At 64.0% G+C, this 26,264-nt stretch carries 31 protein-coding genes and 1 tRNA gene; 14 read left to right on the forward strand and 18 right to left on the reverse strand.

The window, feature by feature from the left end:
* Positions 1 to 478: 478 nt before the first annotated feature.
* From rpmB to NKI95_RS03440, 3 genes are all read left to right on the forward strand, one after another.
* Complete coding sequence (gene rpmB / locus NKI95_RS03430; protein WP_352714220.1) at positions 479 to 775, forward strand: 50S ribosomal protein L28; 297 nt, start codon at positions 479 to 481, stop codon at positions 773 to 775.
* A gap of 82 nt (positions 776 to 857) precedes the next feature.
* The gene (locus tag NKI95_RS03435) at positions 858 to 1,538 is read left to right on the forward strand and encodes a queuosine precursor transporter (RefSeq protein ID WP_352714222.1); all 681 of its coding nucleotides are present in this window, start codon (positions 858 to 860) and stop codon (positions 1,536 to 1,538) included.
* Positions 1,539 to 1,600: 62 nt separating this feature from the next.
* Positions 1,601 to 2,275: a polyamine aminopropyltransferase gene (locus tag NKI95_RS03440; protein WP_352714224.1), complete on the forward strand. Its 675-nt coding sequence runs from the start codon at positions 1,601 to 1,603 to the stop codon at positions 2,273 to 2,275.
* A gap of 38 nt (positions 2,276 to 2,313) precedes the next feature.
* Here NKI95_RS03440 and NKI95_RS03445 read toward each other — a convergent pair whose 3' ends face one another.
* The 6 genes from NKI95_RS03445 to NKI95_RS03470 form a co-directional block, all read right to left on the reverse strand.
* Positions 2,314 to 2,799 (reverse strand): SRPBCC family protein, encoded by a 486-nt coding sequence (locus tag NKI95_RS03445; RefSeq protein ID WP_352714226.1) that lies wholly within the window; start codon positions 2,797 to 2,799, stop codon positions 2,314 to 2,316.
* Positions 2,796 to 3,164, reverse strand: a complete 369-nt coding sequence (locus tag NKI95_RS03450; protein ID WP_292664933.1) for an ArsR/SmtB family transcription factor — start codon at positions 3,162 to 3,164, stop codon at positions 2,796 to 2,798. The genes NKI95_RS03445 and NKI95_RS03450 overlap by 4 nt, the downstream gene beginning before the upstream one ends.
* Positions 3,165 to 3,349: 185 nt before the next feature.
* Positions 3,350 to 4,375 carry an esterase-like activity of phytase family protein gene (locus NKI95_RS03455; RefSeq protein ID WP_352714228.1) on the reverse strand — a complete coding sequence of 342 codons (1,026 nt, stop codon included), beginning with the start codon at positions 4,373 to 4,375 and terminating at the stop codon, positions 3,350 to 3,352.
* Positions 4,372 to 6,270 carry a cobaltochelatase subunit CobT gene (cobT, locus tag NKI95_RS03460; protein WP_352714230.1) on the reverse strand — a complete coding sequence of 633 codons (1,899 nt, stop codon included), beginning with the start codon at positions 6,268 to 6,270 and terminating at the stop codon, positions 4,372 to 4,374. Before cobT ends, NKI95_RS03455 begins: the two co-directional genes overlap by 4 nt.
* Positions 6,271 to 6,281: 11 nt before the next feature.
* Entirely contained in the window at positions 6,282 to 7,268 is a 987-nt protein-coding gene (cobS, locus tag NKI95_RS03465) for a cobaltochelatase subunit CobS (RefSeq protein WP_352489391.1), read from the reverse strand.
* 123 nt (positions 7,269 to 7,391) lie between these two features.
* Positions 7,392 to 8,021 carry a J domain-containing protein gene (locus NKI95_RS03470; protein WP_254816626.1) on the reverse strand — a complete coding sequence of 210 codons (630 nt, stop codon included), beginning with the start codon at positions 8,019 to 8,021 and terminating at the stop codon, positions 7,392 to 7,394.
* 133 nt (positions 8,022 to 8,154) lie between these two features.
* On the opposite strand from NKI95_RS03470, the gene NKI95_RS03475 reads away from it, so the two are divergent.
* On the forward strand, positions 8,155 to 8,457 hold the full coding sequence (locus NKI95_RS03475; protein ID WP_352489390.1) for a BolA family protein: 303 nt from the start codon (positions 8,155 to 8,157) through the stop codon (positions 8,455 to 8,457).
* 1 nt (position 8,458) lies between these two features.
* On the opposite strand, the gene NKI95_RS03480 is transcribed toward NKI95_RS03475, so the two are convergent.
* From NKI95_RS03480 to NKI95_RS03495, 4 genes are read right to left on the reverse strand one after another with little or no spacing between them, the layout of a single operon-like run.
* Positions 8,459 to 9,265 (reverse strand): alpha/beta hydrolase, encoded by an 807-nt coding sequence (locus NKI95_RS03480; protein ID WP_352714232.1) that lies wholly within the window; start codon positions 9,263 to 9,265, stop codon positions 8,459 to 8,461.
* Between the two features lie 40 nt (positions 9,266 to 9,305).
* Entirely contained in the window at positions 9,306 to 10,202 is an 897-nt protein-coding gene (locus NKI95_RS03485; protein WP_352714234.1) for an HlyC/CorC family transporter, read from the reverse strand.
* Positions 10,199 to 11,320, reverse strand: a complete 1,122-nt coding sequence (gene aroB / locus NKI95_RS03490) for a 3-dehydroquinate synthase (protein WP_352714235.1) — start codon at positions 11,318 to 11,320, stop codon at positions 10,199 to 10,201. The genes NKI95_RS03485 and aroB overlap by 4 nt, the downstream gene beginning before the upstream one ends.
* Positions 11,317 to 11,919: a shikimate kinase gene (locus NKI95_RS03495; RefSeq protein WP_352714236.1), complete on the reverse strand. Its 603-nt coding sequence runs from the start codon at positions 11,917 to 11,919 to the stop codon at positions 11,317 to 11,319. Before NKI95_RS03495 ends, aroB begins: the two co-directional genes overlap by 4 nt.
* Before the next feature lie 162 nt (positions 11,920 to 12,081).
* Here NKI95_RS03495 and NKI95_RS03500 point away from each other — a divergent pair, with 162 nt between their 5' ends.
* The 5 genes from NKI95_RS03500 to NKI95_RS03520 all read left to right on the forward strand — a co-directional run bounded on the left by NKI95_RS03500 (position 12,082) and on the right by NKI95_RS03520 (position 16,007).
* On the forward strand, positions 12,082 to 12,231 hold the full coding sequence (locus NKI95_RS03500) for a hypothetical protein (RefSeq protein WP_023677884.1): 150 nt from the start codon (positions 12,082 to 12,084) through the stop codon (positions 12,229 to 12,231).
* The gene (locus NKI95_RS03505) at positions 12,228 to 13,145 is read left to right on the forward strand and encodes a site-specific tyrosine recombinase XerD (RefSeq protein WP_352714237.1); all 918 of its coding nucleotides are present in this window, start codon (positions 12,228 to 12,230) and stop codon (positions 13,143 to 13,145) included. The genes NKI95_RS03500 and NKI95_RS03505 overlap by 4 nt, the downstream gene beginning before the upstream one ends.
* A gap of 99 nt (positions 13,146 to 13,244) precedes the next feature.
* Entirely contained in the window at positions 13,245 to 14,195 is a 951-nt protein-coding gene (locus NKI95_RS03510) for an acetyl-CoA carboxylase carboxyltransferase subunit alpha (protein ID WP_292664002.1), read from the forward strand.
* Positions 14,196 to 14,406: 211 nt separating this feature from the next.
* Positions 14,407 to 15,732 (forward strand): L,D-transpeptidase family protein, encoded by a 1,326-nt coding sequence (locus NKI95_RS03515; RefSeq protein WP_352714239.1) that lies wholly within the window; start codon positions 14,407 to 14,409, stop codon positions 15,730 to 15,732.
* Positions 15,733 to 15,737: 5 nt separating this feature from the next.
* The gene (locus NKI95_RS03520) at positions 15,738 to 16,007 is read left to right on the forward strand and encodes a sulfurtransferase TusA family protein (protein ID WP_352714241.1); all 270 of its coding nucleotides are present in this window, start codon (positions 15,738 to 15,740) and stop codon (positions 16,005 to 16,007) included.
* A 166-nt stretch (positions 16,008 to 16,173) separates the two neighbouring features.
* Here the strand turns inward: NKI95_RS03520 and NKI95_RS03525 are convergent, their stop codons facing one another.
* Both NKI95_RS03525 and NKI95_RS03530 read right to left on the reverse strand, forming a co-directional pair.
* Positions 16,174 to 17,310 (reverse strand): CobW family GTP-binding protein, encoded by a 1,137-nt coding sequence (locus NKI95_RS03525; RefSeq protein ID WP_352714243.1) that lies wholly within the window; start codon positions 17,308 to 17,310, stop codon positions 16,174 to 16,176.
* A 4-nt stretch (positions 17,311 to 17,314) separates the two neighbouring features.
* A complete protein-coding gene (locus NKI95_RS03530) occupies positions 17,315 to 18,493 on the reverse strand; it encodes a D-alanyl-D-alanine carboxypeptidase family protein (protein ID WP_352714582.1) in 1,179 nt (392 codons plus the stop codon).
* 270 nt (positions 18,494 to 18,763) lie between these two features.
* On the opposite strand from NKI95_RS03530, the gene NKI95_RS03535 reads away from it, so the two are divergent.
* Positions 18,764 to 19,927, forward strand: coding sequence for a M20 aminoacylase family protein (locus tag NKI95_RS03535; RefSeq protein WP_352714245.1), 1,164 nt, complete (start codon positions 18,764 to 18,766; stop codon positions 19,925 to 19,927).
* A 9-nt stretch (positions 19,928 to 19,936) separates the two neighbouring features.
* Here the strand turns inward: NKI95_RS03535 and NKI95_RS03540 are convergent, their stop codons facing one another.
* From NKI95_RS03540 to NKI95_RS03555, 4 genes are all read right to left on the reverse strand, one after another.
* Positions 19,937 to 20,236 (reverse strand): hypothetical protein, encoded by a 300-nt coding sequence (locus NKI95_RS03540; RefSeq protein WP_292659131.1) that lies wholly within the window; start codon positions 20,234 to 20,236, stop codon positions 19,937 to 19,939.
* Positions 20,237 to 20,360: 124 nt separating this feature from the next.
* Positions 20,361 to 20,885: a hypothetical protein gene (locus NKI95_RS03545; RefSeq protein ID WP_502896926.1), complete on the reverse strand. Its 525-nt coding sequence runs from the start codon at positions 20,883 to 20,885 to the stop codon at positions 20,361 to 20,363.
* Between the two features lie 127 nt (positions 20,886 to 21,012).
* Positions 21,013 to 21,339 carry a DUF1330 domain-containing protein gene (locus NKI95_RS03550; protein ID WP_023677873.1) on the reverse strand — a complete coding sequence of 109 codons (327 nt, stop codon included), beginning with the start codon at positions 21,337 to 21,339 and terminating at the stop codon, positions 21,013 to 21,015.
* 3 nt (positions 21,340 to 21,342) lie between these two features.
* Positions 21,343 to 21,591: a hypothetical protein gene (locus NKI95_RS03555; RefSeq protein ID WP_352714247.1), complete on the reverse strand. Its 249-nt coding sequence runs from the start codon at positions 21,589 to 21,591 to the stop codon at positions 21,343 to 21,345.
* 86 nt (positions 21,592 to 21,677) lie between these two features.
* Between NKI95_RS03555 and NKI95_RS03560 the strand changes: the two genes are divergently transcribed.
* From NKI95_RS03560 to NKI95_RS03575, 4 genes are all read left to right on the forward strand, one after another.
* Complete coding sequence (locus tag NKI95_RS03560) at positions 21,678 to 22,370, forward strand: winged helix-turn-helix transcriptional regulator (RefSeq protein ID WP_352714249.1); 693 nt, start codon at positions 21,678 to 21,680, stop codon at positions 22,368 to 22,370.
* A gap of 47 nt (positions 22,371 to 22,417) precedes the next feature.
* Positions 22,418 to 22,494 (forward strand) — tRNA-Arg (locus tag NKI95_RS03565).
* Between the two features lie 257 nt (positions 22,495 to 22,751).
* Positions 22,752 to 23,804 (forward strand): hypothetical protein, encoded by a 1,053-nt coding sequence (locus NKI95_RS03570; RefSeq protein WP_352714251.1) that lies wholly within the window; start codon positions 22,752 to 22,754, stop codon positions 23,802 to 23,804.
* A gap of 1 nt (position 23,805) precedes the next feature.
* Positions 23,806 to 25,281, forward strand: a complete 1,476-nt coding sequence (locus NKI95_RS03575; protein ID WP_352714253.1) for an FAD-dependent oxidoreductase — start codon at positions 23,806 to 23,808, stop codon at positions 25,279 to 25,281.
* 24 nt (positions 25,282 to 25,305) lie between these two features.
* On the opposite strand, the gene NKI95_RS03580 is transcribed toward NKI95_RS03575, so the two are convergent.
* The gene (locus NKI95_RS03580) at positions 25,306 to 25,770 is read right to left on the reverse strand and encodes a YbhB/YbcL family Raf kinase inhibitor-like protein (RefSeq protein ID WP_352714255.1); all 465 of its coding nucleotides are present in this window, start codon (positions 25,768 to 25,770) and stop codon (positions 25,306 to 25,308) included.
* A 48-nt stretch (positions 25,771 to 25,818) separates the two neighbouring features.
* Complete coding sequence (locus tag NKI95_RS03585) at positions 25,819 to 26,256, reverse strand: DUF2267 domain-containing protein (protein WP_352714257.1); 438 nt, start codon at positions 26,254 to 26,256, stop codon at positions 25,819 to 25,821.
* Positions 26,257 to 26,264 lie beyond the last annotated feature (8 nt).

A 26,264-nucleotide genomic window follows, 5' to 3' on the forward strand; every position in this document is an offset into this window, starting at 1 on the left:
AAGCCGGAAATGAAAAACCCGCCTCGGTGGGCGGGTCGGCGGTGCGAACCAGCACCATACCGAAATTAATAGCATAGCTGCCGGCACAAAGCAAGAACAAAATGTGGCGCCCTCGACGAATTTGCCGATCTCTCCCTTGCGGAGGAGATGGCCGGCAGGGCAGAGGGGGTGTTACGGATCGCCAAGGTTCAGTTTATCCTCCCAGTGCCGAGAGTTTTGGCTGCAACGGTGCTAAGTCGGAGGGACAGCCCCTCTGGCCTGCCGGCCATCTCCTCCGCAAGGGGGAGATCGGCAGCTTCGCTGGTAGCGCCTTCTCCGAAAGTGCGATTCCCCTCTTCCGAGCAACCCCAAGCTTGACGCATCGGCGAAATGCAACTATGGAACGCCAACTTTTTCCATAAGGCCGCCTGACCGAAACCGCGCGCCACCCGGCGCGGGTCGAATGTTTGGCCAGGACCGAGAACCGAAGGTTAGTATCATGTCCCGCACCTGCGAACTCACTGCCAAGGCAGTCATGTCCGGCAACAATGTGAGCCACGCCAACAACAAGACCAAGCGTCGCTTCCTGCCCAATCTCGTCAATGTGACGTTGATCTCGGAAGCGCTGAACCAGAATGTGCGCCTGCGCATTTCGGCCAACGCGCTGCGTTCGGTCGAGCATCGCGGCGGCCTCGATGCCTTCCTGGTCAAGGCTGACGCCAAGGAATTGTCGCAGCGCGCCCGCCTGTTGAAGAAGCAGATCGCCAAGAAGCTCGCCGAACGGCCGGCCGCCTGAGTTTTTCGGCGGCAGCCGCCTTCCAGGGCGTGACCGGGGTTCCGGATCGGGTTCCGCTGGTTCCATCACCCAGGATAAAAAAATGATTTTCCTCTCGCGGTACCTGCCCTTCGTGGCGGCCATGGCACTCGTCGTCGTGGCTTCGAACATCCTTGTGCAGTTCCCGATGCAGGGTGCAATCGGCGGGCTGTCGCTGGCCGACATCCTGACCTGGGGCGCCTTCACCTATCCGTTCTCCTTCCTAGTCACCGATCTCGCCAACCGCCGCTACGGCCCGGCGGTGGCGCGCAGGATCGTCTTTGTCGGCTTCATGACAGCGGTGGTCTGCTCGATCGTCATTCCACCGCTGCTGTTTCGCCACGGCCTGATCGAATTCGAGACCGCCGCCGACCGGCTGGTGCGCATTGCCGCGGCGTCGGGCGCGGCCTTCCTCACCGCGCAGTTGCTCGACGTCACCGTGTTCAACCGGCTGCGCCGGCAGAGCTGGTGGCGCGCACCGATCGTCGGCACGCTGGTCGGCTCCGTCTTCGATACGGTGGTGTTTTTCACCGTCGCCTTTGCGGCGGCTTTCGCCTTCGCCGGGCCGAACGACGGCTTTGCGCTGGAGACCGCGCCGCTGATGGGCGTGCTGCCGGTCGAGACGATGCGCTGGATATCCTGGGCGCTCGGCGATCTCAGCGTCAAGCTGGTCATAGCGGTGGTGGCGCTGATCCCTTACAGGCTGCTTGCCGCCCGCTGGAGCCAGCCGGCACTGGCGGCATAGAGCATGATCCCGAAAAGTGGGAACCGGTTTTCGGACAAGATCATGCTCAAAGACTATCGAGCATGATCCCCTGGCTTCAACTGGACTCGGCAAAAACGCCTGACGGCGGACAGGAACTCCGCCTGAAGCGGCGCGGCGGCGAATTCTCGATCATGCTTGGCGCGAACGAGCTGATGAACAGCCGGCTCAGCGGTTCCGAAGAGGCGCTGGCCAAACTGTCTTGTCAAAGGATTGCCGGCCGCCTGAACCCAAGCATCCTGATCGGCGGCCTCGGCATGGGCTTTACCTTGCGCGCGGCGCTGGCCGAGCTTGGCGCCGATGCGAAGGTCACCGTTGCCGAACTGGTACCGGCGGTCGTGACGTGGGCGCGCGGCCCGATGGCCGAGGTTTTCGACGGCTGCCTTGACGACCGGCGCGTAGGCATTCGCGAGACCGATGTCGGTCAGCTCATCCGATCGCAAGCATCGGCCTGGGACGCGATCCTGCTCGACGTCGACAACGGCCCCGAGGGCATCGTCTACAAGGCCAACGATGCGCTCTACAGCGGCACCGGCCTGATCAGCGCGAGAGCAGCTCTCAAGCCCGGCGGTGTGCTGGCGGTCTGGTCGCAGGGCCCTGACGCAGGTTTCACCCTCAGGCTCAAGCAGGCGGGCTTCACGGTCGACGAGGTTAAGGTGCGAGCTCACGGCAAGCGCGGCGCCCGTCACATCGTCTGGCTCGCGAGCAAGGGGCAATAGGCCCCTTGTTGGACGCCGCCCGATACCCCGACGAACCTCTACTGCGCGTTCTGAAGCTCGGCAGCGAGCGCCTGCAGCAGCCCGCGCGTGCCCTCCTCGCGCCCTTGCGCTGAATCGACGCCATCGAAGAACGCACCCTGTTCGGTATAGGTCAGGCGGGTGCCGTCGCCGGAAGGTGCAAGCTCGACGGTGGTGAGAGACGCCGACAGCGGCTGCGGCCCGACCGCCATCCGGTAGGAAAATACGATGCGCCGGTCAGGGACGATGTCTTGGAACTGCGCATCGAGCCTGATTTCCGGGCCGCCCTGATAGCTGAACCGCGAAACCTCGCCGCCGCCGACACGGAAATCGAAGGTGAATTCGGCGATGGTGAAGCCGTCACCTTCGACGCGCCAACGCCGCACCGTCGCCTTGTCGGCAAAGGCAAAGAAGACGCGCTCGGGCGATTGTGGATAGGTCCGCTCGATCGTGAAGGTCGAATGGATGACGGAGTGCTCGTCGTTCACGGGCGCAATCTGGTTCATTTCTTGTCGTCCTTTTCCTGGTCGTGGAGTGTTGCGTTCGGTTGGGAAGTCTCCGCCAGGATCTGGCCGAGACGGTCGAGGTGGCGTTCGGCCGGCGTACGGCGCGCGGCGATCCAGTCGGCGAGCGGGGCGAGCCCGCCGGGCTCGATCCGGCAGGTGCGCACGCGTCCGACCTTCTCGCTTCGGATCAGCCCGCACGCTTCCAGCGCCTGAAGATGCTGGAGCACGGCGGCGAACGTCATGCCGAACGGCTCCGCCAACTGGCTGACGGTGGCCGGCCCGCGGCTCAGCCTTTCCAGGATTGCCCGGCGCGTCGGCTCGGCAAGAGCTCGCAGGATGCTGTCGATCTCGGAATACTTAAGCATAGACTTGAGTGTCCCTTCGATGGCACAAATTGTCAAGTCTTGACTAAAGTGTTTTTTGCAGGCGGCGAATCTGGCTGGAACCCGCAGGTTATTGCCAGGGGGCATTGCCAAGGGAAATTACACGAGCTGCGAAACGGCGCGGAAACGCCAGCATCGCCGTCAGCCGGTCAATGGCCGATCGCGCGTCAATCCTCGTGCAGGACGAATTCCAGATAGAGGTTGCGCTGCAGGATCGAGTGGTTGTCGTCGGACATCAGCGACACGATCAGCGCGCCGTCGTCGCGGGTCCAGACGTCGAGGGCTTCCATATTGTCGATCTGGTAACCCATGTCGGCTTCAAGCAGCACCGGCCCGTCGGCAACGGCGCCCTTCTCGACGCTTTCGCCATAGATGCGCCGCAGACGCATCTTGACGCCGCCGGCCATCGAAAAACTGCGCTCCAGAAGCAACAGGTCGCCATCCGGCAGGAACGCGCCGTCGGTGATATCAAAATCGCCATTGCGCTTGACGGTGAAGACGCCCTTGCGAGGCCCTTCGATGATCGCGGCAAAGATGTTGCCGGCTTTGTCGAGGCTCTTTTCCGACACCACGACCAGCCCGCCCGCGTGCTGTCCGTAAGGATGGGCGCGGGTGACGGTCTCAAAGCCCCGATTGCGGCGGAGTTCCCCGGCCGGGATCAGGAAGTCCAATTGCCTGAACGGCGCCTTCATGTCGTCCGGGTCGATCTTGAACTCTGCGATACGGTGATCGCGCTCGAAGCCGACCGTGGCGATGCCGTCCTGGACCGCGAGGCCTTCGGCATCGACCGCCCATTTCTCGCCGATCGGCTGGCCGGCCGCATCGACCATCTGCTGCATGCGAAAATTCTCGATGCCGGAAGGCCGCTTGTCGGCATCGTGGACGAGAGTGCCGAAGAACCAGAAACCAGTGTCGGCGACGCCGATGAAATCGCTGCCGGGCTTGAGGAACCGAAGCGCCGACAGCGCGCCGAAATCGCGCGTCGGCGAGGTCATTTCGAGCCCGCCGACGAATTCGAGCGGCCCGAACTGTTTGTCCGGCCGGCCGATGTGGAATTCGCTGATCGGCCGTGCCGAGATTTCGGCCGGCTCGACCGAGGCCGGGCCGGCAGCGATAGCCGGCGCCAAACTGATGCCTAACAACGCAGTGGCGGCCAAAAGCTTCTGCCAAAAGCCGCCGCGGGAAAAAATCATCCGGCGCGCCGCATGCTGCCGCGCCGCGTATCGCGCACAGTTTCCTCGGCGAACAGCGAGGCCAGCTGTTCGGTCATGGCGCCGGCCAGCTCTTCCGCATCGACGATGGTGACGGCGCGGCGATAGTAGCGGGTGACGTCGTGGCCGATGCCGATGGCCAAAAGCTCGACCGGCGAGCGCGTCTCGATGAGTTCGATGATGGCGCGCAGATGCCGCTCGAGATAATTGCCCGGATTGACCGACAGCGTCGAATCGTCGACCGGCGCGCCGTCCGAGATCATCATCAGGATCTTGCGCTGCTCCGGCCGCGCGATCAGCCGGTTATGCGCCCACAGCAGCGCCTCGCCGTCGATGTTTTCCTTGAGCAGGCCCTCGCGCATCATCAGCCCGAGATTGCGGCGCGCCCGCCGCCACGGATGGTCGGCGGATTTGTAGATGATGTGGCGCAGATCGTTGAGCCGGCCGGGGTTCGGCGGCTTGCCTTCCTTCAGCCATTTCTCGCGCGCCTGCCCGCCCTTCCAGGCGCGGGTGGTGAAGCCGAGGATTTCGACCGAGACGCCGCAGCGTTCCAGCGTGCGCGCCAGGATGTCGGCGCAGGTCGCCGCGACGGTGATCGGGCGGCCGCGCATCGAACCCGAATTGTCGAGCACCAGCGACACCACCGTGTCGCGGAATTTGGTGTCGCGCTCCTGCTTGAAGGACAGGGGCTGCATCGGGTCGATGACGACGCGCACCAGCCGCGCCGGATCGAGATAGCCCTCTTCGAGGTCGAAATCCCAGGAGCGGTTCTGCTGCGCCATCAGGCGACGCTGCAGCCGGTTGGCCAGCCGCCCGACGACGCCGGAAAGGTTGGCGAGCTGCTTGTCGAGGAAGGCGCGCAGCCGGTCGAGCTCCTCCTCTTCGCACAATTCCTCCGCGCCTACGGTCTCGTCGAAGGCCGTGGTGAAGACCCTGTAGTCGATCTCTTTCGGCAGATTGGTGAAGGGGTTGTCGTTGCGGCGCGCCTCGCCGGGCGTCTCCGCATCGGCGTCGTCATCGTCGGAGAGATCCTCGGCGGTGGCGTCGGAGGCTTCCGTCTCGGCCGATTGCTCGTCGTCGGACGATGCCTCGGTATCCTCGGACTGCGACTGCTCGGAGCCGGAATCGTCCTCGCCGCCCTCTTCGCTCTGCTCCTCGCCTTGCGGCTGGTTTTCGTCGTTGTCCTCGGAGTCTTCCGTCTCCTGGTCGTCGCCGAGCTCCTCGGCCATCTCCATGGAGGCGAGCATGTCGCGCACGACGCGGGCGAAAGCCTGCTGGTCGTCGAGCTTTGCCGACAGCCCGTCTAGGTCGGCGCTGGCCTTTTCCTCGACCCAGGGGCGCCAGAGATCGACCAGCCGTTCGCCGCTCTTCGGCGCAGTGCGCCCGGTCAGCTTTTCGCGCACCATCAGCGCCAGCGCTTCCTCGATCGGCGCGTCGGCCTTGTCCTTGACGTCGACGAGGTTGGCCCTGGCGTATTTGTCCTCGAGCATCGAGCCGATATTGTCGGCGACACCCTGCATGGCGCGAGAGCCGATCGCCTCGACGCGGGCCTGCTCGACCGCGTCATAGATGGCGCGGGCCTGCTTGCCTTCCGGCGCCAGCCTGGTGTGGATGCGCACATCGTGGCAGGCGCGCTTCAGCGCCATGGAATCGCCGAGCCCGCGGGTAATGGCGATGTCCGCCTTCGAGGCCTTCTTCGGCAGTTCGGGCAGCCGGGCGCGGCTGCCGGCCAGCGCCGGCCGGTCCTTGGCGAAACCGACTTCGAGATCCTTGTCGCCGGCGATCGCGCGCATGCAGACGGTGACGGCACGCTTGAAGCTGTCGTTCTCAGCGCCGGTCTTGGATTTGTTTCGCGTGTTGTCGCCCGGACCCGCCATCGAGACTCTGCTTAGCCCAACACGACGTTGGCGGCGCTCTCCGGCAGATCTTCGCCGAAAGCGCGCTGGTAGAACTCGGCGACCAGCGAGCGTTCCAGCTCGTCGCATTTGTTGAGGAAGGTCAGCCGGAACGCCATGCCGATATTGCCGAAGATCTCGGCATTCTCGGCCCAGGTTATGACCGTGCGCGGGCTCATCACCGTCGACAGGTCGCCGTTGATGAAGGCCGAGCGCGTCATGTCGGCGACACGCACCATCTTGTTGACGATCTCCTTGCCCTTGCCATCGCGATAATGCTTGGCCTTGGCCAGCACGATGTTCACCTCATTGTCGTGCGGCAGATAGTTCAGCGTGGTGACGATCGACCAGCGGTCCATCTGCGCCTGGTTGATCTGCTGGGTACCGTGGTAGAGGCCTGTGGTGTCGCCCAGCCCAACCGTGTTGGCGGTCGAAAACAGCCTGAAGGCCGGATGCGGGCGGATGACCCGGCTCTGGTCGAGCAGCGTCAGCCGGCCCGACGATTCCAGCACCCGCTGGATGACGAACATCACGTCCGGGCGGCCGGCATCGTACTCATCGAAGCACAGCGCAACATTGTGCTGGTAGGCCCAGGGCAGGATGCCGTCGCGGAATTCGGTGATCTGCAGCCCGTCCTTGACGACGATCGCGTCCTTGCCGACGAGGTCGATACGGCTGACATGGCTGTCGAGATTGACACGCACGCAGGGCCAGTTGAGGCGGGCGGCGACCTGCTCGATATGCGTCGACTTGCCGGTGCCGTGATAGCCCGACACCATGACCCGGCGGTTATAGGCAAAGCCGGCGAGGATCGCCATGGTCGTGTTCTTGTCGAACAGGTAGTCCGGATCGATGTCGGGGACATGCTCGCTCGTCACCGAATAGGCCGGCACCACCATCCTGGAGTCGAAGCCGAATGTCTCCTTCACCGACACCGTGGTGTCGGGCAGGTTGGCGATGTCGCGATCGACCTTGTTCATCTCTATCAACGTCTCCACAAGCGAAACGCCGCGTTTCGCCGGCAATCGATTTTGTTCGGGGGCGGTCTTAGAGCCTTTTCCAACCTTATGAAAGTTGGAAAGCGACACGAACCGTAAGGTCGCTCAGCACAAACCTGCCTGCTTGAGCACGCGATACGCCTGAAGCACATCGCGGAACCGGTCTTCCGAACCTCTGTCGCCGCCATTCGCATCCGGATGGTGGCGTTTCACAAGTTCCTTATAGCGCGCCTTGATATCCTTGCCACTTGCCTTTGTATCAAGGCCAAGCGTTTCCAGTGCCTTGGCCTCAAGCGGCTTGGCCTTGCGCTCGCGTGCTTCGCGCGGGTCCTTCGGGCCTTTGAACAGGTCGAAGGGATCGCGCATGCGATTGTAGTAGCCGGCGCGGCCGGAGCGCGCCTGGGCGAAGTCGGGCGAGGAGCGTGTCGAGGCACCGTTGACGCCCATTTTCCAGGTCGGCCGGTGGCCGGTCATGGCTTCCTTCTGGAAGCGGGCGATCTCGGTATCGGGAACGCCCGAGAAATAATTGAAGCCCTTGTTGTACTCGCGCACATGGTCGAAGCAGAACTGGAAATACTCGCCTTCCTTCATCCGTCCGACCGGGGCGCGGTGGGTACCGGCCTCCTTGCAGCCATCCCACTGGCAGATCGGCGAACGCGACTTCAGCTCCGCGTCCTTCTCCGGGCGGATGCGAATCTTTTCGAAATATTTTGGGTACGGCTTCATCTCACCCATTTATGGGCTGTTCGCGGATGCGAAACAAGAATTGACATTTTCGCGATGATCGCCCTAACCGCTGAATCGCGGCATAAAACCGGCGAATGGCGAATTTTGTGCGATGACGTAGATGTGGTGAAGGGAAGCGGCGATGTCCATACAGGCAACGATGGAAGATAAGCTGAAAAAGGCGTTTTCGCCGGAACGGCTGGACGTCATCAACGAAAGCCATCTCCATGCCGGGCATCATCATGTGGATTCCGGCCATCACGCCACCTTCGATGGCGCCGGTGAGACGCATTTCCGCGTCCGCATCGTCGCGCCCGCCTTTGCCGGCATGAGCCGCGTCGAGCGTCACCGCGCCGTCAACGATCTGCTGGCCGAGGAGTTGAAATCCGGCGTCCACGCCCTGGCAATCGAGCCGGCAGCGCCCGGCGAAACGACCCGCTGGTAATTCAGCCGAGGCTCGCCCTCAGGAAAGCCATCACCGCGGCGGTCAATGCATCGCCCTCGGTGCCGAAGTCGCGATTGATCGACATGTGCGAATAGGCGCTACCGTCGAACAGCGTGACTCTGGTTCCGGTGGCGCGCAGACGCCCGGCAAAGGCCTGCGCGTCCGCTGCACGGGTCTTCGCCCGCGAATGGGCGATGAAGGTTGCCGGGTGCTTGCGGCCTTCGACATAGGTGACAGGCGACAGCGCGCGCCACTGCGCCGGATCGGGAAAGGCGCGGGCATAGACCCCTTCCATGCCGCCGCTCCTGGCCAGTGCCTCTAGGTCGTAGGCCCTGGTGTCGTCGAGGACCAGCGCCGCGACGCCGGGCAGGCCGCCGCGCAGGCCGGTCAATGCGACGAGATGGCAGCCGGCCGAATGGCCCATGGCGACGATTCGGCCCGGATCGCCGCCATGCCTGGCGATGTTGGCACGGACGTAACGATAGGCCAGTTCGACATCCGCCGCCTGGGTGGCGACATCGGCTTCAGGCAGCATCCGGTAGTCGATCGAGACGAAGCAGAAGCCATTGTCGAGCAGGAAACCAGGCTTGGAGTTGACATTGTTGCGGTTGCCGACCCGCCAGGCGCCGCCATGGACGAAGAAAACGACCGGCAGGCTGTTTGCGCCGTCGCGGGAATAGATGTCGAGCTTGGCCGGCCCATAGTCGAAGGTTTCGGGCGACGGCGAACGCAGCCGCAATGCCGCCGCCTGTCCCGGCAGCAGCGCCGCCATCGACGCCAGAAGCAGGCTTCGCCGATCGATCGTCATCAACTCCTGACTACCCACAGTTGCCATGGGGCGCGCACTGTCATTCGCCAAGCATCGCCGGCTTGATCCTCAACCGCGCGATCCGGTTCTTGTCGCGCTTCATGACGACGAAGCGCTTGCCGTGAAACGTAAAGGCCTGCTTTTCGTCCGGGATCGACTGCGCCTCGTGGATGACAAGGCCGGCAATGGTGGTGGCTTCCTCGTCCGGCAGGTGCCAGTCGAGCGCCCGGTTGAGGTCGCGGATCGACACCGTGCCGTCGACGACGACGGAGCCGTCGGCCTCCTGCTTGACGCCCTGGATGTCGATGTCGTGCTCGTCAGCGATCTCGCCGACGATCTCCTCGATGATGTCCTCCAGCGTCACCAGTCCCTCGACCTCGCCATATTCGTCGACGACGATGGCGAAATGCGCCTTGCGGCGCAGGAAGGCGTTGAGCTGCTCCTGCAGCGTCGTGGTGTCAGGCACGAACCACGGTTTCGACGCGATCTTCATCACGTCGATCCTGGAAAAATCATTGCCGACCTCGTTCAGCGCGCGCAGCAGATCCTTCGCGTGCAGCACGCCGACAATGTTGTCGAGCGAGCCCTTCCACAACGGCATGCGGGTGTGCGGGCTCTGCAGGATCTCGCGAACCACCGCTTCGGGCGGGTCGTCGGCGTTGACCGAGCGCATATTGGTGCGGTGGACCATGACGTCGGAGACTTCGAGCTCCTCGAGGTCGAACAGGCCGCCGATGCGGGCGCGGTCCTCGCGCACCACCTGGCCGTCGCGGCGGAAATCGTCGACGGCGCCGCGCAATTCCTCATGCGCCGAGCGCTGCGGCTCGATGCGCTGCAGCTCGTAGCCGAAGGCGGCGAGCAGGCGCCGGCGCAAGACGAAGCCCAGCAGACCGAGGCCGGCGAGCACGGCAGCCGCGATCCAGCCGGCCTGGCTCATCCCGGATGGTTCTCCCTGAGGAACGCCAGCACTTCCGAGGCCGGCACATCCCTGGCGATGAAGGCCTGGCCGACGCCGCGCGTCAGGATGAAGGTCAGCGCGCCGCGCGACACCTTCTTGTCCTGGGTGATGAAGGAGAACAGCGTCTCGGCATCGGGCAGTTCGCCTGGAATGTTGGCCATGCGCCAGGGCAGGCCGACGGCGCGAAGATGCGCCTCGACACGCGCCGCATCGTCGGGGCTCGCCAAATTGAGCCTTGACGAAAAGCGGTGGGCCAGCGCCATGCCGATGGCGACGCCCTCGCCATGCACGAGCCTTGCGCCGTCATAGCCGGTCGCCGCCTCCAGCGCGTGACCGAAGGTGTGGCCGAGATTGAGCAGGGCGCGGTCGCCGGTCTCGAACTCGTCGCGGGCAACGACGTCGGCCTTGGCGCGACAGGCCTCGGCAATGGCCTCTCCCCGCTCCGGCCCGCCGGCAAACACTTGGCGCCAGTTTTCTTCCAGCCAGGCGAAGAACTGCGGCCGGTCGATCAGCCCGTATTTTGCCAGTTCGGCGTAGCCGGCGCGAAACTCGCGGATCGGCAGCGTGTCGAGCACTTCGGTGTCGGCCAGCACCAGCCTGGGCTGGTGGAACACCCCGACCAGGTTCTTGCCGCGCTTGCTGTTGATGCCGGTCTTGCCGCCGACGGAGGAATCGACCTGCGCCAGCAGCGAGGTCGGAACCTGCACGAAGTTCATGCCGCGCCGCGCGATGCCGGCGGCAAAGCCGGCGAGGTCGCCGACGACGCCGCCGCCGAGCGCGATGACGACGTCGCCGCGCTCCAGCTTGGCGGCCAGCACGCCGTCGACCACCTCTTCGAGATGCGCAAAGCTCTTGGTCTTTTCGCCTGGCGGCAGCGTGATGACGGCATGTTGGATGCCTCCGCTTGCCAGGCCGGCCGCAAGCGTTGCGAGATGCGCGGCCGCGACGTTTTCGTCGGTGATGACCGCCGCCCGCGTCCCCGGCAGACGGCGCGAAATCTCGGCGCCGGCGCGTGCCAGCAGGCCGGGACCGATCAAAATGTCGTAGGCACGCTCGCCAAGCCCGACTTCGACAGAGACCGCTGCATCAGCGCTCACGACCGCACCTCGTCAATGTCGGCAACGCCAAGGTGGCCGCGCAGCGCGTCCACCACTTCGGCGGCAATGATCTCCTTGCGGTCGTCGCGGGTCGGCACGGTGACGTCGGCCGCGGCATAAACCGGGTAGCGTTCCGCCATCAGCCGTTCGAGCACGGCGCGCGGTTCGGCGCTTTTCAGCAGCGGCCGATTCTGCTTCTTGGAAACGCGCTCCATCAACAGGTCGATCTCTGCCTTCAGCCAAACCGAAACGCCATGGCTGGCGATCGCCTCGCGCGTCTGCGCGTTCATGAAGGCGCCGCCGCCGGTCGACAGCACCTGCGGCCCGTGCTCCAGCACACGCAGGATGACGCGCTGCTCCAGCGCCCGGAACTCCGCCTCGCCATAGCGCTCGAACAGGTCCGGGACGCTCATGCGCGAAACAGTTTCGATTTCCTGGTCGCTGTCGATGAAGGGCAGCGCCAGCATCGCCGCCACCTTGCGGCCGATCGCCGTCTTGCCGGCGCCCATCAGCCCGACAAAGACGATGGAACGGCCGCCCAGCCGGCCGAGCAGCGCGGCATGGCTCTCGCCCGGAGGATTTGCTGGTAGCGCGTTCATGTTTCTACGGCCTCTTTGCCGGCGTATCGACATCAAAAGCCTGTTTGCGTCAAGCGCGACGCAACCGGGACCTGTTATGGGCTTGGTCCTTGAATTGGCCGGATTGGCGTCTCATAAGGGCACAGGGTTGGAAATGCAGAATAAGACGACGGGCGAAAATTAATGCCAACACTGTTTCGCTTTGTCGTGACGCTCGCGATTCTTGCCGGCATTGTCTATGGCGCAATGTTCGCCCTGGTCATGTTCGTCGAGCCGAGAAAGGCGGAAATGAGCGTGCGTATCCCTCCGGAAAAGCTCAATCCCAAAAAATGAACAGCGCCGCCCGCATCGAAGCCTTCCTGGAGATGATGAGCGCCGAGCGCGGCGCTGCCGAAAACACGCTTTCCTCCTATCGCCGCGACCTCGAGGACGCTTCCGCCGGGATCGGCGGCGGGCTTGCCGCTGCCACCAGCGCCGCCATCCGTGCTTATCTCGACGACATCGCCGCGCGCGGCTTTGCCGCCACTTCGCAGGCGCGCAAATTGTCGGCGATCCGGCAGTTCTTCAAGTTCCTCTACGCCGAGGGTCTGCGCGGTGACGATCCGACCGGCACGCTGGACAGTCCGAGGAAAGGCCGGCCGCTGCCGAAGACGATGAGCGAGGCCGACACCGGCCGGCTGCTCGACCGCGCCGCGCAGGAGGCGATGGACCCCTCCATGCATGACGGCGACAGGCTCGCGGCGCTGCGCCTCCACGCGCTGGTCGAGGTGCTCTACGCCACCGGCTTGCGCGTTTCGGAGCTGGTCGGCCTTCCCGTGACGGTGGCGCAGCGCGACGACCGCTTCTTCATGGTCCGCGGCAAGGGCAACAAGGAGCGCATGGTGCCGCTGTCGGCCAAGGCGCGCACGGCGATGCGGACCTGGCTCGCCGCACGGGCGGCGGTGCCGGCTTTTGCCGACAGCCCCTTCCTGTTTCCGGCCGCCTCGGACAGCGGCTATCTTTCGAGACAGGTCTTTGCCCGCGAGCTGAAAGGGCTTGCCGCGCGGGCCGGCATTGCCACGGCGAAGATATCGCCGCATGTGCTGCGCCATGCTTTCGCCAGCCATCTGCTGCAAAACGGCGCCGATCTCAGGGCCGTGCAGCAGTTGCTCGGCCATGCCGATATTTCAACGACACAGATCTACACGCATGTGCTGGAAGAGCGGCTGGTGCGCCTGGTTAACGATCATCATCCGCTTGCCGACTAGGCGTCATGTCGCTATGTGAGAACGACGTTCCACCGCGCCCAGCCTGCATTTTCAGGCTTGCGTCAGTCATTGCCTTCCGACTTGCCGGTCCGCCCAAGAATGTACAATTACCTCGATTTCGAAAAGCCTGTGCAGGATCTCGAAGGCAAGATCCTCGAGCTGAAGAAGCTTGCCGAGAACGGCGAGGCGGTCGATGTCGGCGATGAGATCGCCCGTCTCGAGAAGCGCTCGCGCGATGCGCTGCGCGACGCTTACAAGGCGCTGACGCCGTGGCAGAAGGTGCAGGTGGCGCGCCATCCGGACAGGCCGCATTGCATCGACTACATCAAGGGCCTGCTTACCGATTTCACGCCGCTCGCCGGCGACCGCAATTTCGGCGAGGACCAGGCGATCGTCGGCGGCTTCGCCCGCTTCCGTGGCGAGCCGGTGGCGATCATCGGCCAGGAGAAGGGTTCCGACACGGCAAGCCGGCTGAAGCATAATTTCGGCTCGGTGCGGCCGGAGGGCTACCGCAAGGCGGTGCGGCTGATGGAACTCGCCGACCGCTTCCAGATCCCGCTGCTGACGCTGGTCGACACTGCCGGCGCCTATCCCGGCGTCAACGCCGAAGAGCGCGGCCAGGCGGAAGCCATCGCCCGCTCGACTTCCGCCTGCCTTGGCCTGAAGGTGCCGTCGATCTCGGTGGTGATCGGCGAAGGCGGCTCGGGCGGCGCCATAGCGATCGCCACCGCCAACCGCGTCTACATGCTCGAACACGCCATCTATTCGGTGATCTCGCCGGAGGGCGCCGCCTCGATCCTGTGGCGCGACACCACGCGGTCCAGGGATGCTGCGACCAATATGAAGATCACGGCGCAGGACCTGCTGGAGCTGAAGATCATCGACGCCATCGTTGCCGAGCCGCTCGGCGGCGCCCATCGCGGCCCCGAGACGGTTATCGCCGCCACCGGCGACCTCATCGCCAGGACGATGAAGGAATTTTCCGGCGCCAACACCGACTTCCGCGAGCATCGTCGCGAGAAATACCTGGCGATGGGCCGCAATCTGTAATCAACGCAGGCACGCGGCCTGAAATGTGACGGCGTGGAGCAATTTCGCCACAAAAATGCCGCTGCATTCGGCTCAGTGAGCTTGCCGTAAGGGGACGCTCCAGCATGCTTGCGGTAAGGAATTTTCAAGGTTAACGGGCTTAGGGTCCGTCAGTGGTCAGTTTAGCAGCTGCGGCATCCGCGGCGCAGAGATGAAGACGATAGCGATATCCATGTTAGCCAAGCTTGCCCGCACCGGAGTTCTGATCGCTGCGATCGGCGTCGCCGGCTGCAACGATGCTTCGATGAAGGATTTTGCGCCGCAAGCCAACAAGCCGCTGCCGGACAAGATCCTGACCGAAATGAAGGCCAAGGGCATGGTCCGCACCTCTTCGGTGATGGCCCGCATCTTCAAGGAAGAAGGCAAGCTCGAAATCTGGAAGGCCAAGACCAACGGCCGCTACGACCTGGTCGCCAGCTATGACATCTGCAAATGGTCGGGCAAGCTCGGGCCGAAGTTCACCGAAGGCGACCGCCAGGCGCCGGAAGGCTTTTACACGGTCCGCCCGGCACAGATGAACCCGCGGTCGAATTATCACCTGTCCTTCAACATCGGCTACCCGAACGCCTATGACCGCGCCAATGGCCGCACCGGTTCCAACCTGATGGTCCATGGCGCCTGCTCGTCGTCTGGCTGCTATTCGATGACCGACGCGCAGATCGAGCAGATTTACGCTTTCGGCCGCGACGCCTTCCAGGGCGGCCAGACCGAGTTCCAGATCCAGGCTTTTCCGTTCCGCATGACCGCCGCCAATATGGCGCGCTACCGCAACGACCCGAACTACGAATTCTGGAAGATGCTGAAGGTCGGCTACGACAATTTCGAAGTCACCAAGGTGCCGCCGAAAGTCGACGTCTGCGAGAAACGCTACGTCTTCAACCAGGTTGCGGCCGACGGCTCGGCCTTCAATCCGACCGGCCCTTGCCCTGCGACCACCCAGCCCGATTCGCTGAAGAGCGCCATCAACGCCTATCAAAGCACCTATGAGGCGGCCTTCAACGGCGCCGTCAAGGCCAGCGTGCCGGCGCCCAAGCCGACCATCGCCGGGATCAAGGAAGCCAGCATCGTTTCCGACTGGTCGAAACGGCGTGCCCGCGGCGAACGCGTGCCGATCGAGCCGCCGTCGCTCAACGCGGACGGCACGGTGACCGAAACGGCGCGCATGGGCCGCGTCGATTCGCCGGCGGGCCGCAAGATGGCGGCGCTCGACGCCGAAAAGGCCGCCAAGCAGAAGGCCGAGGAACAAAGGCTAGCCGCCATAGAAGCGGCGAAGGCCGCGAAAGAGGCAGCCAAGGCGCAGGCCCTGGCCGAGAAGGAAGCTGCCAAAGCCCAGGCACTGGCCGAAAAGGAAGCTGCCAAGACCGCCGCCGAGATGCCTGTCGCCACCGCCACCGTAGCGCCATCGGAGGCCGCTCCGGCAGTCGAAACGCAGGCTGCGGACGCCGAAAGCACGGCGACAAGGTTGAAGAAAAAGCTGCTCGGCATGTTTGGCGGCTGAGCTTCATGCTTGAACAAGAAGATGGGGGCCAAGAAGACAGGCCCTCAACCAACTCCGCCGCCGTCTACGACCTCAAAGGCCTGAACTGCCCGTTGCCCGTGCTCAAGGCAAAAAAGCGCCTGTCCGCAATGCAGCCGGGCAGCCGGCTCTGGCTCGAAACCACCGACCCGCTCGCCGTCATCGACATTCCCGCCTTCTGCGCCGAGAGCGGCCATCGGCTGGTCGAAACGACGGCGATATCGGGCGGCCACCGCTTCCTGGTCGAGCGCGGCTGAGCGGGGGTAATCTCCCCCCTCGAGGGGAGATGTCGCCGAAGGCGACAGAGGGGGTCGCCTCGCGTAAAGCGCCAACCTTGATCTGCCGCAGGAGGCCGCGTCCGGCCGCGCCGACCCCCCTCTGGCCTGCCGGCCATCTCCCCCTCGAGGGGGGAGATCGGCAGCTTCACCCACGCCCGGCAATAGCCAGGGGATTGCTTTCCAGTGCTGCGCGATCCGGGGTGTCGATCGACGGCCGGTTGGTGAAGGCGGCGAACAGCCGGCGGACATAGTCTTCCGGCATGTCGAGCGTGATCAGCACCAGTCTGGTGCCGCGCTGGCCGTCCGGCCAGGCCGGCAGTTGCACCGGCGGATGCAGGATCTTCTGCACGCCATGGATAACCAGCGGCCGCGACGGATCTTCTGCAAGTTCGATGACGCCTTTCATCCGCAACAGGCGCTCGCCATGCGCCGAGCGCAGCAGATCGAGGAACATCTCGATTGCCGAAAACGGCACCGGCCCGTCATGAACCAGCGAATACGAACGCACGCGGGAATCGTGCCTATGGCCATGACCATGGTGATGGTGATCGCCACGGTCATGCCCGTCGTGATCGTGCCCGCTGTGGTCATGCCCGCTGTGGTCATGGTCGTGGCCGGCTTCTTCGCCGAGCCAACGCTGCACATCGACCGATTTGGTGGCCGGATTGTAGAGGCCGCTATCGAACAGGGTCGCCGCGCTTGCCTGGCTCGCGTCGAGCACCACGGCGCCCCGGTTGAGGTGACTGAGCCGCGCCCGCAACGCCTCGACATCGCCTGCATCCGTGGCCAGGTCGGCCTTGCTGAGCACGATGCGATCGGCGACGGCCACCTGCTTCACCGCCTCGACATGCACATCGAGCGTCGCATTGCCGTTGACGGCGTCGACCAGGGTGATGACGCCGTCGAGCCGGAAGGCCTGGACCAGCGCCGGATGCGCCATGATCGACTGCAGCACGGGGGCGGGATCGGCGAGCCCGGTGGTCTCGACGACGACGCGGGCAAGCCGGTCGATGCGGCCGGTTTGCAGGCGGTCGACGAGGTCGGCCAGCGTGTCGACCAACTCGCCGCGCACCGTGCAGCAGAGGCAGCCGTCGGAGAGCTGGATGATGCCGTCGGAGGCCTGCTCGACCAGGAGATGGTCGATCGCCACCTCGCCGAACTCGTTGATGATGACGGCGGTGTCGGCGAGTGCCGGATCCCGGAGCAGCCGGTTGAGCAGCGTCGTCTTACCGGCGCCGAGAAAGCCGGTGAGCACCGAAACGGGGATCGGGAAGCCGACCATGCGGCTAGTTCAGCGCTTTGGCCGGCTGCTGGACCTGCGCGGCGGTGGTGGATCCCGCCACGGCCGGCTCGGCGCCGGCCGGCGGCGCCCGGTCCGGCCGCCATGTCGGCAGCGGCACGTCGGCATATTCCTGCCCGGAGGCGTCGAGCATCGCCTTCGGCTTCGGTCCCGTGGCGCCGCCGAGGCCGACGGCGATCAGCGTCGGCACATGGTCGAGCTTTTCCTGATAGGGCGATTTCGGCACGTCCTTGCCCTTGTCGCCGACGGCGGGTGCTGCTTCCGATTGCTCCTCGGCCGGCTTCTTCTTGCAAATCTCGTCATTCATGTCGTTGGCCGACACGGTGTCGCCATAGGCAGGCAGCGCCGCGACCGTCAGCCAGCTCGGCGCCGGCGTTGCAAAGCCCTGGTCGAGCAGTTTTGCCGCCGCCTCGGCGCGGGTGACGGCCGATTGTTCGCCGAGCACTACGGCGACCAGTGTGCGGCCGTTGCGGGTCGCCGAGCCGATCATGTTGAAACCGGACGAGCAGACGAAACCCGTCTTCATGCCGTCGGCACCCGGATAGCGGCCGATCAGCAGGTTGTAGTTGGAGATCGCCTTCTTGCCGACGGCGAGGCCTTCGATCGAGAACCAGGGAGCATATTGCGGGAATTCCTTGCGGATCGCCATCACCAGCAAAGCGAGATCGCGCGCTGTCGTATACTGGTCCGGCGAATAGAGCCCGTTCGGATTGACGAAATGCGACCCGCTCATGCCGAGCCTCCGCGCCTCGGCGTTCATGCGTTCGGCGAAAGCCGCTTGCGAACCGCCGATATTCTCGCCGACCGCCATGGCGATATCGTTGGCCGATTTGACCAGCATCATCTTCAGCGCATTGTCCAGCCGCATCACCGAGCCCGGCTTGAAGCCCATCTTGCTCGGCGGCTCGCCGGCCGAATGTTTCGTCACCTTGATCGGCGAATCGAGCTGGACCTCGCCCGCGGCAATCGCCCGAAACGCCACATAGGCGGTCATCAGCTTGGTCAGCGATGCCGGGTACCAGCGCCTGAACGCCTCCTGATGCTGCAGGATCTTGCCGCTGTTCAGGTCGAACAGGATGGTCGGATTGGCCAAGGCAGGCCCGGCCAGCGCCGCAAGCACCACCGCGCCCGCCACCAACAGTTTGAGGAAATGCCTGTAGCGCATCATGAAAACCGAAATAGCCTCTTGCCGCAGTCGCACCTGGCTCCGTAAGATTTCGTTACACGATCGCCAGGATAATGGTCCGGCCCTCTGTTCCCGGAGCACAGTCGCGGTGCTATTTACTCTATGTGACGTCAACATGGCAAAGTGCTGCCGATCACAATGTGGAAGCAGCAGCACAATGCAAAGCTGCGTGCATGGTTGCAAGGCAGCAGGCACAATTGCAAAGCAGCAGGCCAAGACCGCCTGCTCCAACAGCGAAATGGAACCATCATGCCGATCCTGAACCGAGCCGCCGAAATGCAGGACGAGGTGGCCGGCTGGCGCCGCCATTTGCACCAGACGCCGGAGCTGAATTTCGACGTCTTCAAGACCGCCGCCTTCGTCACCGAGAAGCTGAAGGCTTTCGGCTGCGACGACATCGTGACGGGTTTGGGCAAGACCGGCGTCGTCGGCATCATCCGCGGCCGCCACGGCGAAGGCTCGACCATCGGCCTGCGCGCCGACATGGATGCCCTGCCGCTCAACGAGATCACCGGCAAATCCTATGCCTCGACCGTCCCCGGCAAGATGCACGCCTGTGGCCATGACGGCCACACCGCGATGCTGTTGGGTGCCGCCAAATACCTCGCCGAAACGCGCAATTTCGCCGGCTCCGTCGCGGTCATCTTCCAGCCGGCCGAAGAGGGCGGCGGCGGCGGCAACGAGATGGTCAAGGACGGCATGATGGAGCGCTTCGGCATCTCCAAGGTGTTCGGCATGCACAACATGCCGGGCCTGCCGGTCGGCCAGTTCGCCATCAGGCCGGGCCCGATCATGGCGGCGACCGCCGAATTCACCATCACCGTCAAGGGCCGGGGCGGCCACGCGGCGATGCCGCACGGCACCATCGATCCGATCGTCATCACCAGCCAGCTTGTCGGCGCATTGCAGACGATCGCCTCGCGCAGCACCGATCCGGTCGAGGCGGTGGTCGTCTCGGTGACGAAATTCCATGCCGGCGACGCCTATAACGTCATTCCCGAGAGCGCCGAGATCGCCGGCACGGTACGCACGCTGAAGAAGGAGGTTGCCAAGAAGGCCGAAGAGCGCATCCGCGCGCTTTGCCAAGGCCTGGGTGCTGCCTTCGGTGCGACGATCGAGGTCGACTACAATGCCAATTACCCCGTCACCTTCAACCATCCGGAAGAAACGGTCTTTGCCAGCGACATCGCGGCCGACGTCGCCGGCGACAGTCATGTGCACCGCGCGATCCAGCCGGTGATGGGCGGCGAGGATTTCTCCTACATGCTGGAAGCGCGGCCGGGCGCCTTCATCTTCATCGGCAATGGCGATACCGCCGGCCTGCACAACCCGGCCTACGACTTCAACGACGAGGTCATCCCGCACGGCATGAGCTATTGGGTGAAGCTGGCGGAGACGGCGCTGGCGGCGTAGCGATTCGGGTCACGGCCCGCTCTTCGGATCCTCGACCTCCAGCGCCTCCATGACTGGCGCCAGTTCACTGTCTTCGATCGGGACCGCATTCTGCGGTTCGTCGCCGGTTCTCGCCTTTTTCAACGCTGCCTCGATCGCCTCCTGGATGTTGCCGAGCTCGTCTTCGCGAACCTCGTGGCCATAGCCGGCAGCGTCGGCATCCTGTTCGAATTGCTGCGCCAGGACGGCGACGCTCACCTCGCTCTCGGCCGGCAAATTGCCGACATTCTCCTGCAGCCAGGTTTCAAAGAACTCTTTGGTGGCGCTCATGCGGTGTCTCCTTCGGGACACTAAAGCGCGCCGGCATCCCGAAGGTTCCGCTATCCCGATCGCTTTGGGGCCTGCCGCCACATTCCAACGGCCAGGCGGCGTTGGCGCCGCCTGGCTCGGCTGCTTACTGGCTGGCAGCAGTCGTCGGTTCGCACGACACGTTCGGGTTCATGTCGGCGAACGCGCCGGTCGGGTTGCCTTTCCAGGCCCAGACATGCAGCTCGTAGAACGGGCCGAGGCCATAGCGATTGGGCGCGCTGTTGAAGTTGAACAGATGCCCATCGAGCGAGGCAGGGCCTTTCGAGGTGATGTATTCGACCGCGATCAGTTTTAGCGTGCCGTCGGCCATCGGCTCGTACATCACCGCTTCCGGCTTGGCGACATCGACAGCGTCGTCCTTGAGGTAGCCGGGATTGACGTAATGGATGCCCATGGCGCCGCCGGTGATGCCGCTGGCGCAAGGAATGGGCGCATAGCCCTCGGCGGTCGCCGCCGCCACATTCTCGAAGCGGCTGTTGGCGGCTCGCACCTTGTCGGCCAGCGGATTGGGACCGGACGCGGGCGCTGCCTGATGCGCCTGCGCCAATGCGGTGCAGGCGGACAGCAGCGCCGCGGCAGCGAGGAACTTGTTGCGAAAGTTGATTGTCATGGTCATTCCATTCTTCTTGAAAAGCACAGCCCGGCCGGCCGCCGGAAGTAAGGGGGTCCGGCAGGTGGGCGCTGTGGCTGTTGTTGCTGGGAGATCCCTATCCCGATGCGACGAATGCCCGGAAGGATCATCCCTTCGGCAGATACGGGATCGTTCCGGCCAGATCGGAGTTGTCGATCAGCTGGAAACGGCTGTCGCTGCCGCCCTGACGGGCCGAAACGAAGGGTGCGTAGGCAGGATCGTCGGTGAAGGCGCGCGCCGCTGCCTCGGTCGGGAACGCCATCAAGGCAATCAGCGTCGTGTCGAGCGGCTTGCCTTCGAGCGTCTTCACATTGCCGCTGCGCGACAGATATCTGCCGCCGTGCTTGTGAACGAGGTCGTGGACCGACGCGGCATAGGCCGGCATCCACTTCGGGTCCCTCACCTTGATGTCTGCGATAACGTAAGCGGTCATGGGTTATGTCTCCTGGTCGTGCACAGGGGTATCCCGTGCAGCGGCAGAGGGGTCGCATGGCAAGGCCGGCGCCTGCCAGTCCGCGATCTGTACTGGTGTGGCGAATCCGAAATTCGCATTCACTTTGGAGCAACGCAGCGAGCGAATTTCGGATTCAAAAGCCACACCAGCAAGTGCTTGGATTTCCAGTGTGGTTTTGGATTTGAAGTTCCTGACGCTGATGCCACCAGAAAGCAGGAACTTCAAATCCACCACACTGGGCCGGTACAGTTTCTGTACTCGCCGTGCCGCGGGGAAAGGCCTATTGTCCCGGCGGAGTTTGAGGGGAAGGCAACATCATGACCCAGTCCGGATACAAGCAGTTCTGCCCGTTATCGATGGCCGCGGAGGTGCTGTGCACCCGCTGGACCATGGTTCTGCTTCGCGAATTGGTGGCGGGCTCGACCCGTTTCAACGATCTGCGCCGCGGCGTCCCCAAAATGTCGCCGACCCTTCTGTCGCAACGCCTCAAGGAGCTCGAGCTGGCCGGGATCGTCGAGCGCAAGGAGGTGCGCGGCGAGAAAGGCATCTTCGAATACCGGATGACAGAGGCCGGCCGGGATCTGCGTTCCGTCGTCGAGGCGATGGGCTTTTGGGGGCAGAAATGGGTCGAGTCGCGGCTGTCGCTGAAGAACCTCGATCCGTCGCTGCTGATGTGGGACATGCGGCGCAACCTCAACGCGTCGCCGCTCCCCGACGGCCGCACCGTGATACAATTTCTATACCAGGAGCTCCCCGCTTCCAAACGGTCGTGGTGGCTGATCGTCGAGAAGCACGGCGAGGTCGACCTCTGCTGGTACGATCCGGGCTTCGATGTCGATCTCTACGTCTCGACCGACCTGCACACCATGACCGAAATCTGGATGGGGCTGATCACCGTCGAGAAGGCAGGGGCGAAAGTTATGTTGACGGGAGACCAGGATATCGCCCGTAAGATGCAGGCCTGGCTGGGCCTGAGCCCGTTCGCTGTCGAACCCAAGCGAGCAGCCTAGCTGCCTCTTGGCGAAACGATCCGAAGCGGTTATGTGTCGGGCGCGATGGTCCCGTAGCTCAGTAGGATAGAGCGGCAGATTCCTAATCTGTAGGTCACAGGTTCGATTCCTGTCGGGATCACCATGCTTTTTCAATGAGTTGCCTGACAGTGCATCGCTACAGCCGCGAGACACGGCAAAAAATGCACTGTCACCGTATTCTCGGCCAGTCCGGGCATGAGTTCGGGCCACGTGGTCCCGGCACCGTCCAAGCCGATTCGCAAACTCATGATCAGGCGGAGGATTCCCGGTCGCGCCGGTGAAAGCGGCCAAGGAACCTGCCGCCGATCAGATCGTTTCGCGATATCTGGCCAGGTCAACCGGAGGAGGCAGATATGCCGCATGCTCGCAATCGCATGGAACCGAACATCGGCACAGTCTGCCGTGGACTCGGGACTTGCCGCGATGCTGCGTGACGTCGACTATGTCCTGCGAAAACTCGACTGGATGCGCGCCGAAGGCATCTGGCCCAACGGCTTGCGGTATCTGTGGACCGATGCATTCGGGGTCGTGCTCTACGTCTCGCTTTACATAGGAACTGGCGAAGAGCGCTGGCTGGACGCGGCCGAGCGGCTGGTGGCCGATGTCGAGCGTGTGCTCGGCCGCCGGCGCGGACTGAGGATCGGCGAAGCGGCCGATCGCAACGGCCAGTATTTCCACTATCTGGCGATGTGGCTGTTCGCCTTGGCGCGTCTCGGCGATCTGAAGCCGGAATACCGCAAGCGCGGCATTGCGCTGGCGCGCGACATTCACCCGGCCTTTGTGGCCCCTGGCCGCGGCGTGATCTGGAAGATGCAGGAGGATTTGAGCGGTCCTTACCCCGGCTACGGCCTCGGCAGCATGGATGCCTATGACGGCTACGTCTCTTACCGGATGCTCGATGACGACGCACTGGCGCCCGAGATCGCGCAGATGCGTGACCTGATGCAGCGCGATTGGCGCACCCTCGACATCGAGCAGGACCTCGGCCTCGGCATGATGCTGTGGCTCGCCCATTTCTTTCCCGACGAACCGTGGGCCGACGCCCAGACGAGGCGTTCGCTGCGAACCCTGGAAACGATGTGGGTCGACCCGCCCGGCTATTTCAGCCGCGCGCCATGGCTGCGCGATACCAAGTTCGCCTTCACCAATTACGGCGTTTCGCTCGGCCTGCAGGCCGCCGGTATCTGGCCGGCGCGTGTCGATAGGCTGAACGCCTTCTTCGAGGAATGGCGCTCGGGCGATGAATACGACCGCGAGGCGATCACCTGGGTGATGGCCTGCACCTCGCATCTTCCCGGTGCTTTTCTGACCCGGGGTGGCGAGACAATGATTGAAAGCGACCAAGCTCGGGAACGTTCCTCCGCCGGCGCGGTTGTCGATGGAAGTGCATCGAGACGCAAGGGACGCGGTTGAAATGGCCATTCTCTTGGGAAAACCGGGAAGCTGTTGGGTGGCGGCAGCCACCTCCACGAACTATCCCCAGCTCGAAGGTTCGATCCGTGCGGACGCCGTTGTCGTGGGTGCTGGAATTGTCGGGCTGACGACGGCGCTTCGGCTTTGCGAGGCGGGCCGGTCGGTGGTCGTCCTCGAAGGCCTGCGCACGGGCGGACAGGTGACCGGCCGCTCGACGGCCAAGATCACCACGCAGCATGCGCTGATCTATCGTCATCTCATCGACAGCGTTGGCCGGGACCTGGCGCAGACCTATGCCGATGCGAATTCCGCCGGCGCCCGACAAATCCGCGATTGGGTTAACAACTGCGCCATCGTCTGCGATTTCGAGAGCAAGGACGCCTATACGTACACCTGCGATGAAAGCCGGCGCGCGAAGGTCGCGGCCGAGGCGGAGGCCGCGCGCCAGGTCGGGCTGGAGGCCGAGGTTCTCGAACGCGCACCGCTGCCTTTCGAAACGGCCGCGGCATTACGGTTCCCCGACCAGGCGCAGTTCAATCCGGCGATGTATCTGGTTGGCCTGGCGGAAGCGGTGACGGCCCGCGGCGGTCGGATCTTCGAAAACAGCCGCGCCACCTCGATCGACGAGGCAAGCCGCTGGCGCGTCGTCACAGATGGCGGCGCCGTTGATGCCGGGCACGTCGTCGTCGCCACCAACATGACGGTGAAGAGCCCCATGGGCATGGCGAACCGGACGCAACCGCGCTGCCACACCGTGATGGCCTTTCGGCTCGATGATCCCCTCCCTGTCGACGGCATGTTCATCGGCATCGACGACCCGACGCATTCCATCCGCACGGGCCGTGATGCCGAAGGTCCGCTGCTGGTCGTGCTTGGCCCCAAATTCAACACCGGCTGGGATGGCGACGTGGCGAAGCGGTTTGTCGAACTGGAAAAATGGGCAAGAAAGAACGTTCCGGTCGGCGACGTCGCGTGGCGCTGGTGCAACGAGGATTATGATACGGCCGACAGGATCCCATATGCCGGCGAACCCGATCCCGCCAAGGCCGCCGGCTTCCACATTGCCACGGGCTTCAACGCCTGGGGCATCACCAACGGGACGGCCGTGGGCACGATGATCGCCGACCTGATTTGCGACCGCCCGAGCCCACTGCAAAAACTCTACGATCCCGCGCGGCCCTATCCCGAGGGCTTCCACAAGAATGGCCGCAGCCAATCGATCGTCTCGAGCACCCACGACATTGCGCCCGGCATGGGTGGCGTGATCGTCAGGGGAGACGAAAAGATTGCGGCGTGGAGAGACACCGAAGGCGCACTCCAGGCGGTTTCGGCGACATGCACCCACAAGGGCTGCACCGTGACCTGGAACAATGCGGACCACACCTGGGATTGTCCCTGCCACGGCTCGATCTTCGCCGCCGACGGTTCGGTCATCCACGGCCCTGCCCGAAAACCGCTTGCCCAGATTACATTGTGAAGGCGGCGACCGGCACGGCCCGCGTCACGCCGGCCGTTCGTAGGTTCCGACCAACTCCGTCTCCTCCAATGCGTGTTTCTGGGCTTGCTTCCAGACCTGATGCACGCCCGCCTGCCCCGGAACGCTGAGGCTCGGCACATCGAGCGCGGCCAGCAGAAAGTGGTAATGGTGGACGCCATGCCCTGCAGGCGGCTGCGGACCATCATAATAGGCATTGCCGAAATCGTTGGTGCCTTGCCTGGATGGACCGGGCTTGCCGTCTTCGGCCTCGGCGAGTCCGCCGGCATCCGGCGGGATATTGAACACCGCCCAGTGCCCGAAAATCCCGCTTGGCGCATCGGGATCCCGCACGACAAGAACAAGGCTCTTGGTACCATCCGGGACATCGGACCACTTCAGCGGCGGCGAGACGTTCTGGCCGTCACGCGCATATTTTTCGGGAATTCTTCCGCCTGCCCGGAACGCCGGGCTGATAAGGGTGAGTGGCATTGCTATCTCCCCAAGAAGGTTGCGACCGAGAAACCCGCGCGGCGCCGTTCACGCCGCTTGCTGAGCTTCAGCGACGCGTCTTATCTCTCCTGGCAGGGATTCCCAGACCTTGTGCATCTGTCCTTCTCCGACGTGATGGGCGAGCACCTTGGACACGACCCTGAATGCATCCTTGGAATCGACCGGACGGGCAAATTCCAGCTCCGCCTTGATCTTGGCCAGAAACTCATCGAGCGACCGCATCTTCTCGGGAGCTTTGGAAGGCTGATATTGGTCATAGAAGGCGCCGCGCACCAGAATCGGCAGCTGCGAGCCAAGGTGGGCTGCAAGATCCGGTTGCATACGGTCGCGCAGGGCGTGCAGCACCGCGCCGAGAACGTGCCAGGCGACCTGCCGATCCGGTCCAATCTCGTCCATGATCTCGTCGAGCCAGATGTTCGTGGTCTGCAGTGTCTTGTCGAATACGTCGAGTCCGGTGGCGTTCATCGAAATCC

The organism is Mesorhizobium sp. M0306 (assembly GCF_040321655.1).
In the GTDB taxonomy this organism is placed as follows: Bacteria; Pseudomonadota; Alphaproteobacteria; order Rhizobiales; family Rhizobiaceae; genus Mesorhizobium.

Coding starts and splice junctions, on each gene's coding strand:
- rpmB (WP_352714220.1), top strand. CDS start 479: ATGTCCCGCACCTGCGAACTCACTGCCAAGGCAGTCATGTCCGGCAAC.
- NKI95_RS03435 (WP_352714222.1), top strand. CDS start 858: ATGATTTTCCTCTCGCGGTACCTGCCCTTCGTGGCGGCCATGGCACTC.
- NKI95_RS03440 (WP_352714224.1), top strand. CDS start 1,601: ATGATCCCCTGGCTTCAACTGGACTCGGCAAAAACGCCTGACGGCGGA.
- NKI95_RS03445 (WP_352714226.1), bottom strand. CDS start 2,799: ATGAACCAGATTGCGCCCGTGAACGACGAGCACTCCGTCATCCATTCG.
- NKI95_RS03450 (WP_292664933.1), bottom strand. CDS start 3,164: ATGCTTAAGTATTCCGAGATCGACAGCATCCTGCGAGCTCTTGCCGAG.
- NKI95_RS03455 (WP_352714228.1), bottom strand. CDS start 4,375: ATGATTTTTTCCCGCGGCGGCTTTTGGCAGAAGCTTTTGGCCGCCACT.
- cobT (WP_352714230.1), bottom strand. CDS start 6,270: ATGGCGGGTCCGGGCGACAACACGCGAAACAAATCCAAGACCGGCGCT.
- cobS (WP_352489391.1), bottom strand. CDS start 7,268: ATGAACAAGGTCGATCGCGACATCGCCAACCTGCCCGACACCACGGTG.
- NKI95_RS03470 (WP_254816626.1), bottom strand. CDS start 8,021: ATGGGTGAGATGAAGCCGTACCCAAAATATTTCGAAAAGATTCGCATC.
- NKI95_RS03475 (WP_352489390.1), top strand. CDS start 8,155: ATGTCCATACAGGCAACGATGGAAGATAAGCTGAAAAAGGCGTTTTCG.
- NKI95_RS03480 (WP_352714232.1), bottom strand. CDS start 9,265: ATGACGATCGATCGGCGAAGCCTGCTTCTGGCGTCGATGGCGGCGCTG.
- NKI95_RS03485 (WP_352714234.1), bottom strand. CDS start 10,202: ATGAGCCAGGCCGGCTGGATCGCGGCTGCCGTGCTCGCCGGCCTCGGT.
- NKI95_RS03495 (WP_352714236.1), bottom strand. CDS start 11,919: ATGAACGCGCTACCAGCAAATCCTCCGGGCGAGAGCCATGCCGCGCTG.
- NKI95_RS03500 (WP_023677884.1), top strand. CDS start 12,082: ATGCCAACACTGTTTCGCTTTGTCGTGACGCTCGCGATTCTTGCCGGC.
- NKI95_RS03505 (WP_352714237.1), top strand. CDS start 12,228: ATGAACAGCGCCGCCCGCATCGAAGCCTTCCTGGAGATGATGAGCGCC.
- NKI95_RS03510 (WP_292664002.1), top strand. CDS start 13,245: ATGTACAATTACCTCGATTTCGAAAAGCCTGTGCAGGATCTCGAAGGC.
- NKI95_RS03515 (WP_352714239.1), top strand. CDS start 14,407: ATGTTAGCCAAGCTTGCCCGCACCGGAGTTCTGATCGCTGCGATCGGC.
- NKI95_RS03520 (WP_352714241.1), top strand. CDS start 15,738: ATGCTTGAACAAGAAGATGGGGGCCAAGAAGACAGGCCCTCAACCAAC.
- NKI95_RS03525 (WP_352714243.1), bottom strand. CDS start 17,310: ATGGTCGGCTTCCCGATCCCCGTTTCGGTGCTCACCGGCTTTCTCGGC.
- NKI95_RS03530 (WP_352714582.1), bottom strand. CDS start 18,493: ATGCGCTACAGGCATTTCCTCAAACTGTTGGTGGCGGGCGCGGTGGTG.
- NKI95_RS03535 (WP_352714245.1), top strand. CDS start 18,764: ATGCCGATCCTGAACCGAGCCGCCGAAATGCAGGACGAGGTGGCCGGC.
- NKI95_RS03540 (WP_292659131.1), bottom strand. CDS start 20,236: ATGAGCGCCACCAAAGAGTTCTTTGAAACCTGGCTGCAGGAGAATGTC.
- NKI95_RS03545 (WP_502896926.1), bottom strand. CDS start 20,885: ATGACAATCAACTTTCGCAACAAGTTCCTCGCTGCCGCGGCGCTGCTG.
- NKI95_RS03550 (WP_023677873.1), bottom strand. CDS start 21,339: ATGACCGCTTACGTTATCGCAGACATCAAGGTGAGGGACCCGAAGTGG.
- NKI95_RS03560 (WP_352714249.1), top strand. CDS start 21,678: ATGACCCAGTCCGGATACAAGCAGTTCTGCCCGTTATCGATGGCCGCG.
- NKI95_RS03570 (WP_352714251.1), top strand. CDS start 22,752: ATGCTCGCAATCGCATGGAACCGAACATCGGCACAGTCTGCCGTGGAC.
- NKI95_RS03575 (WP_352714253.1), top strand. CDS start 23,806: ATGGCCATTCTCTTGGGAAAACCGGGAAGCTGTTGGGTGGCGGCAGCC.
- NKI95_RS03580 (WP_352714255.1), bottom strand. CDS start 25,770: ATGCCACTCACCCTTATCAGCCCGGCGTTCCGGGCAGGCGGAAGAATT.
- NKI95_RS03585 (WP_352714257.1), bottom strand. CDS start 26,256: ATGAACGCCACCGGACTCGACGTATTCGACAAGACACTGCAGACCACG.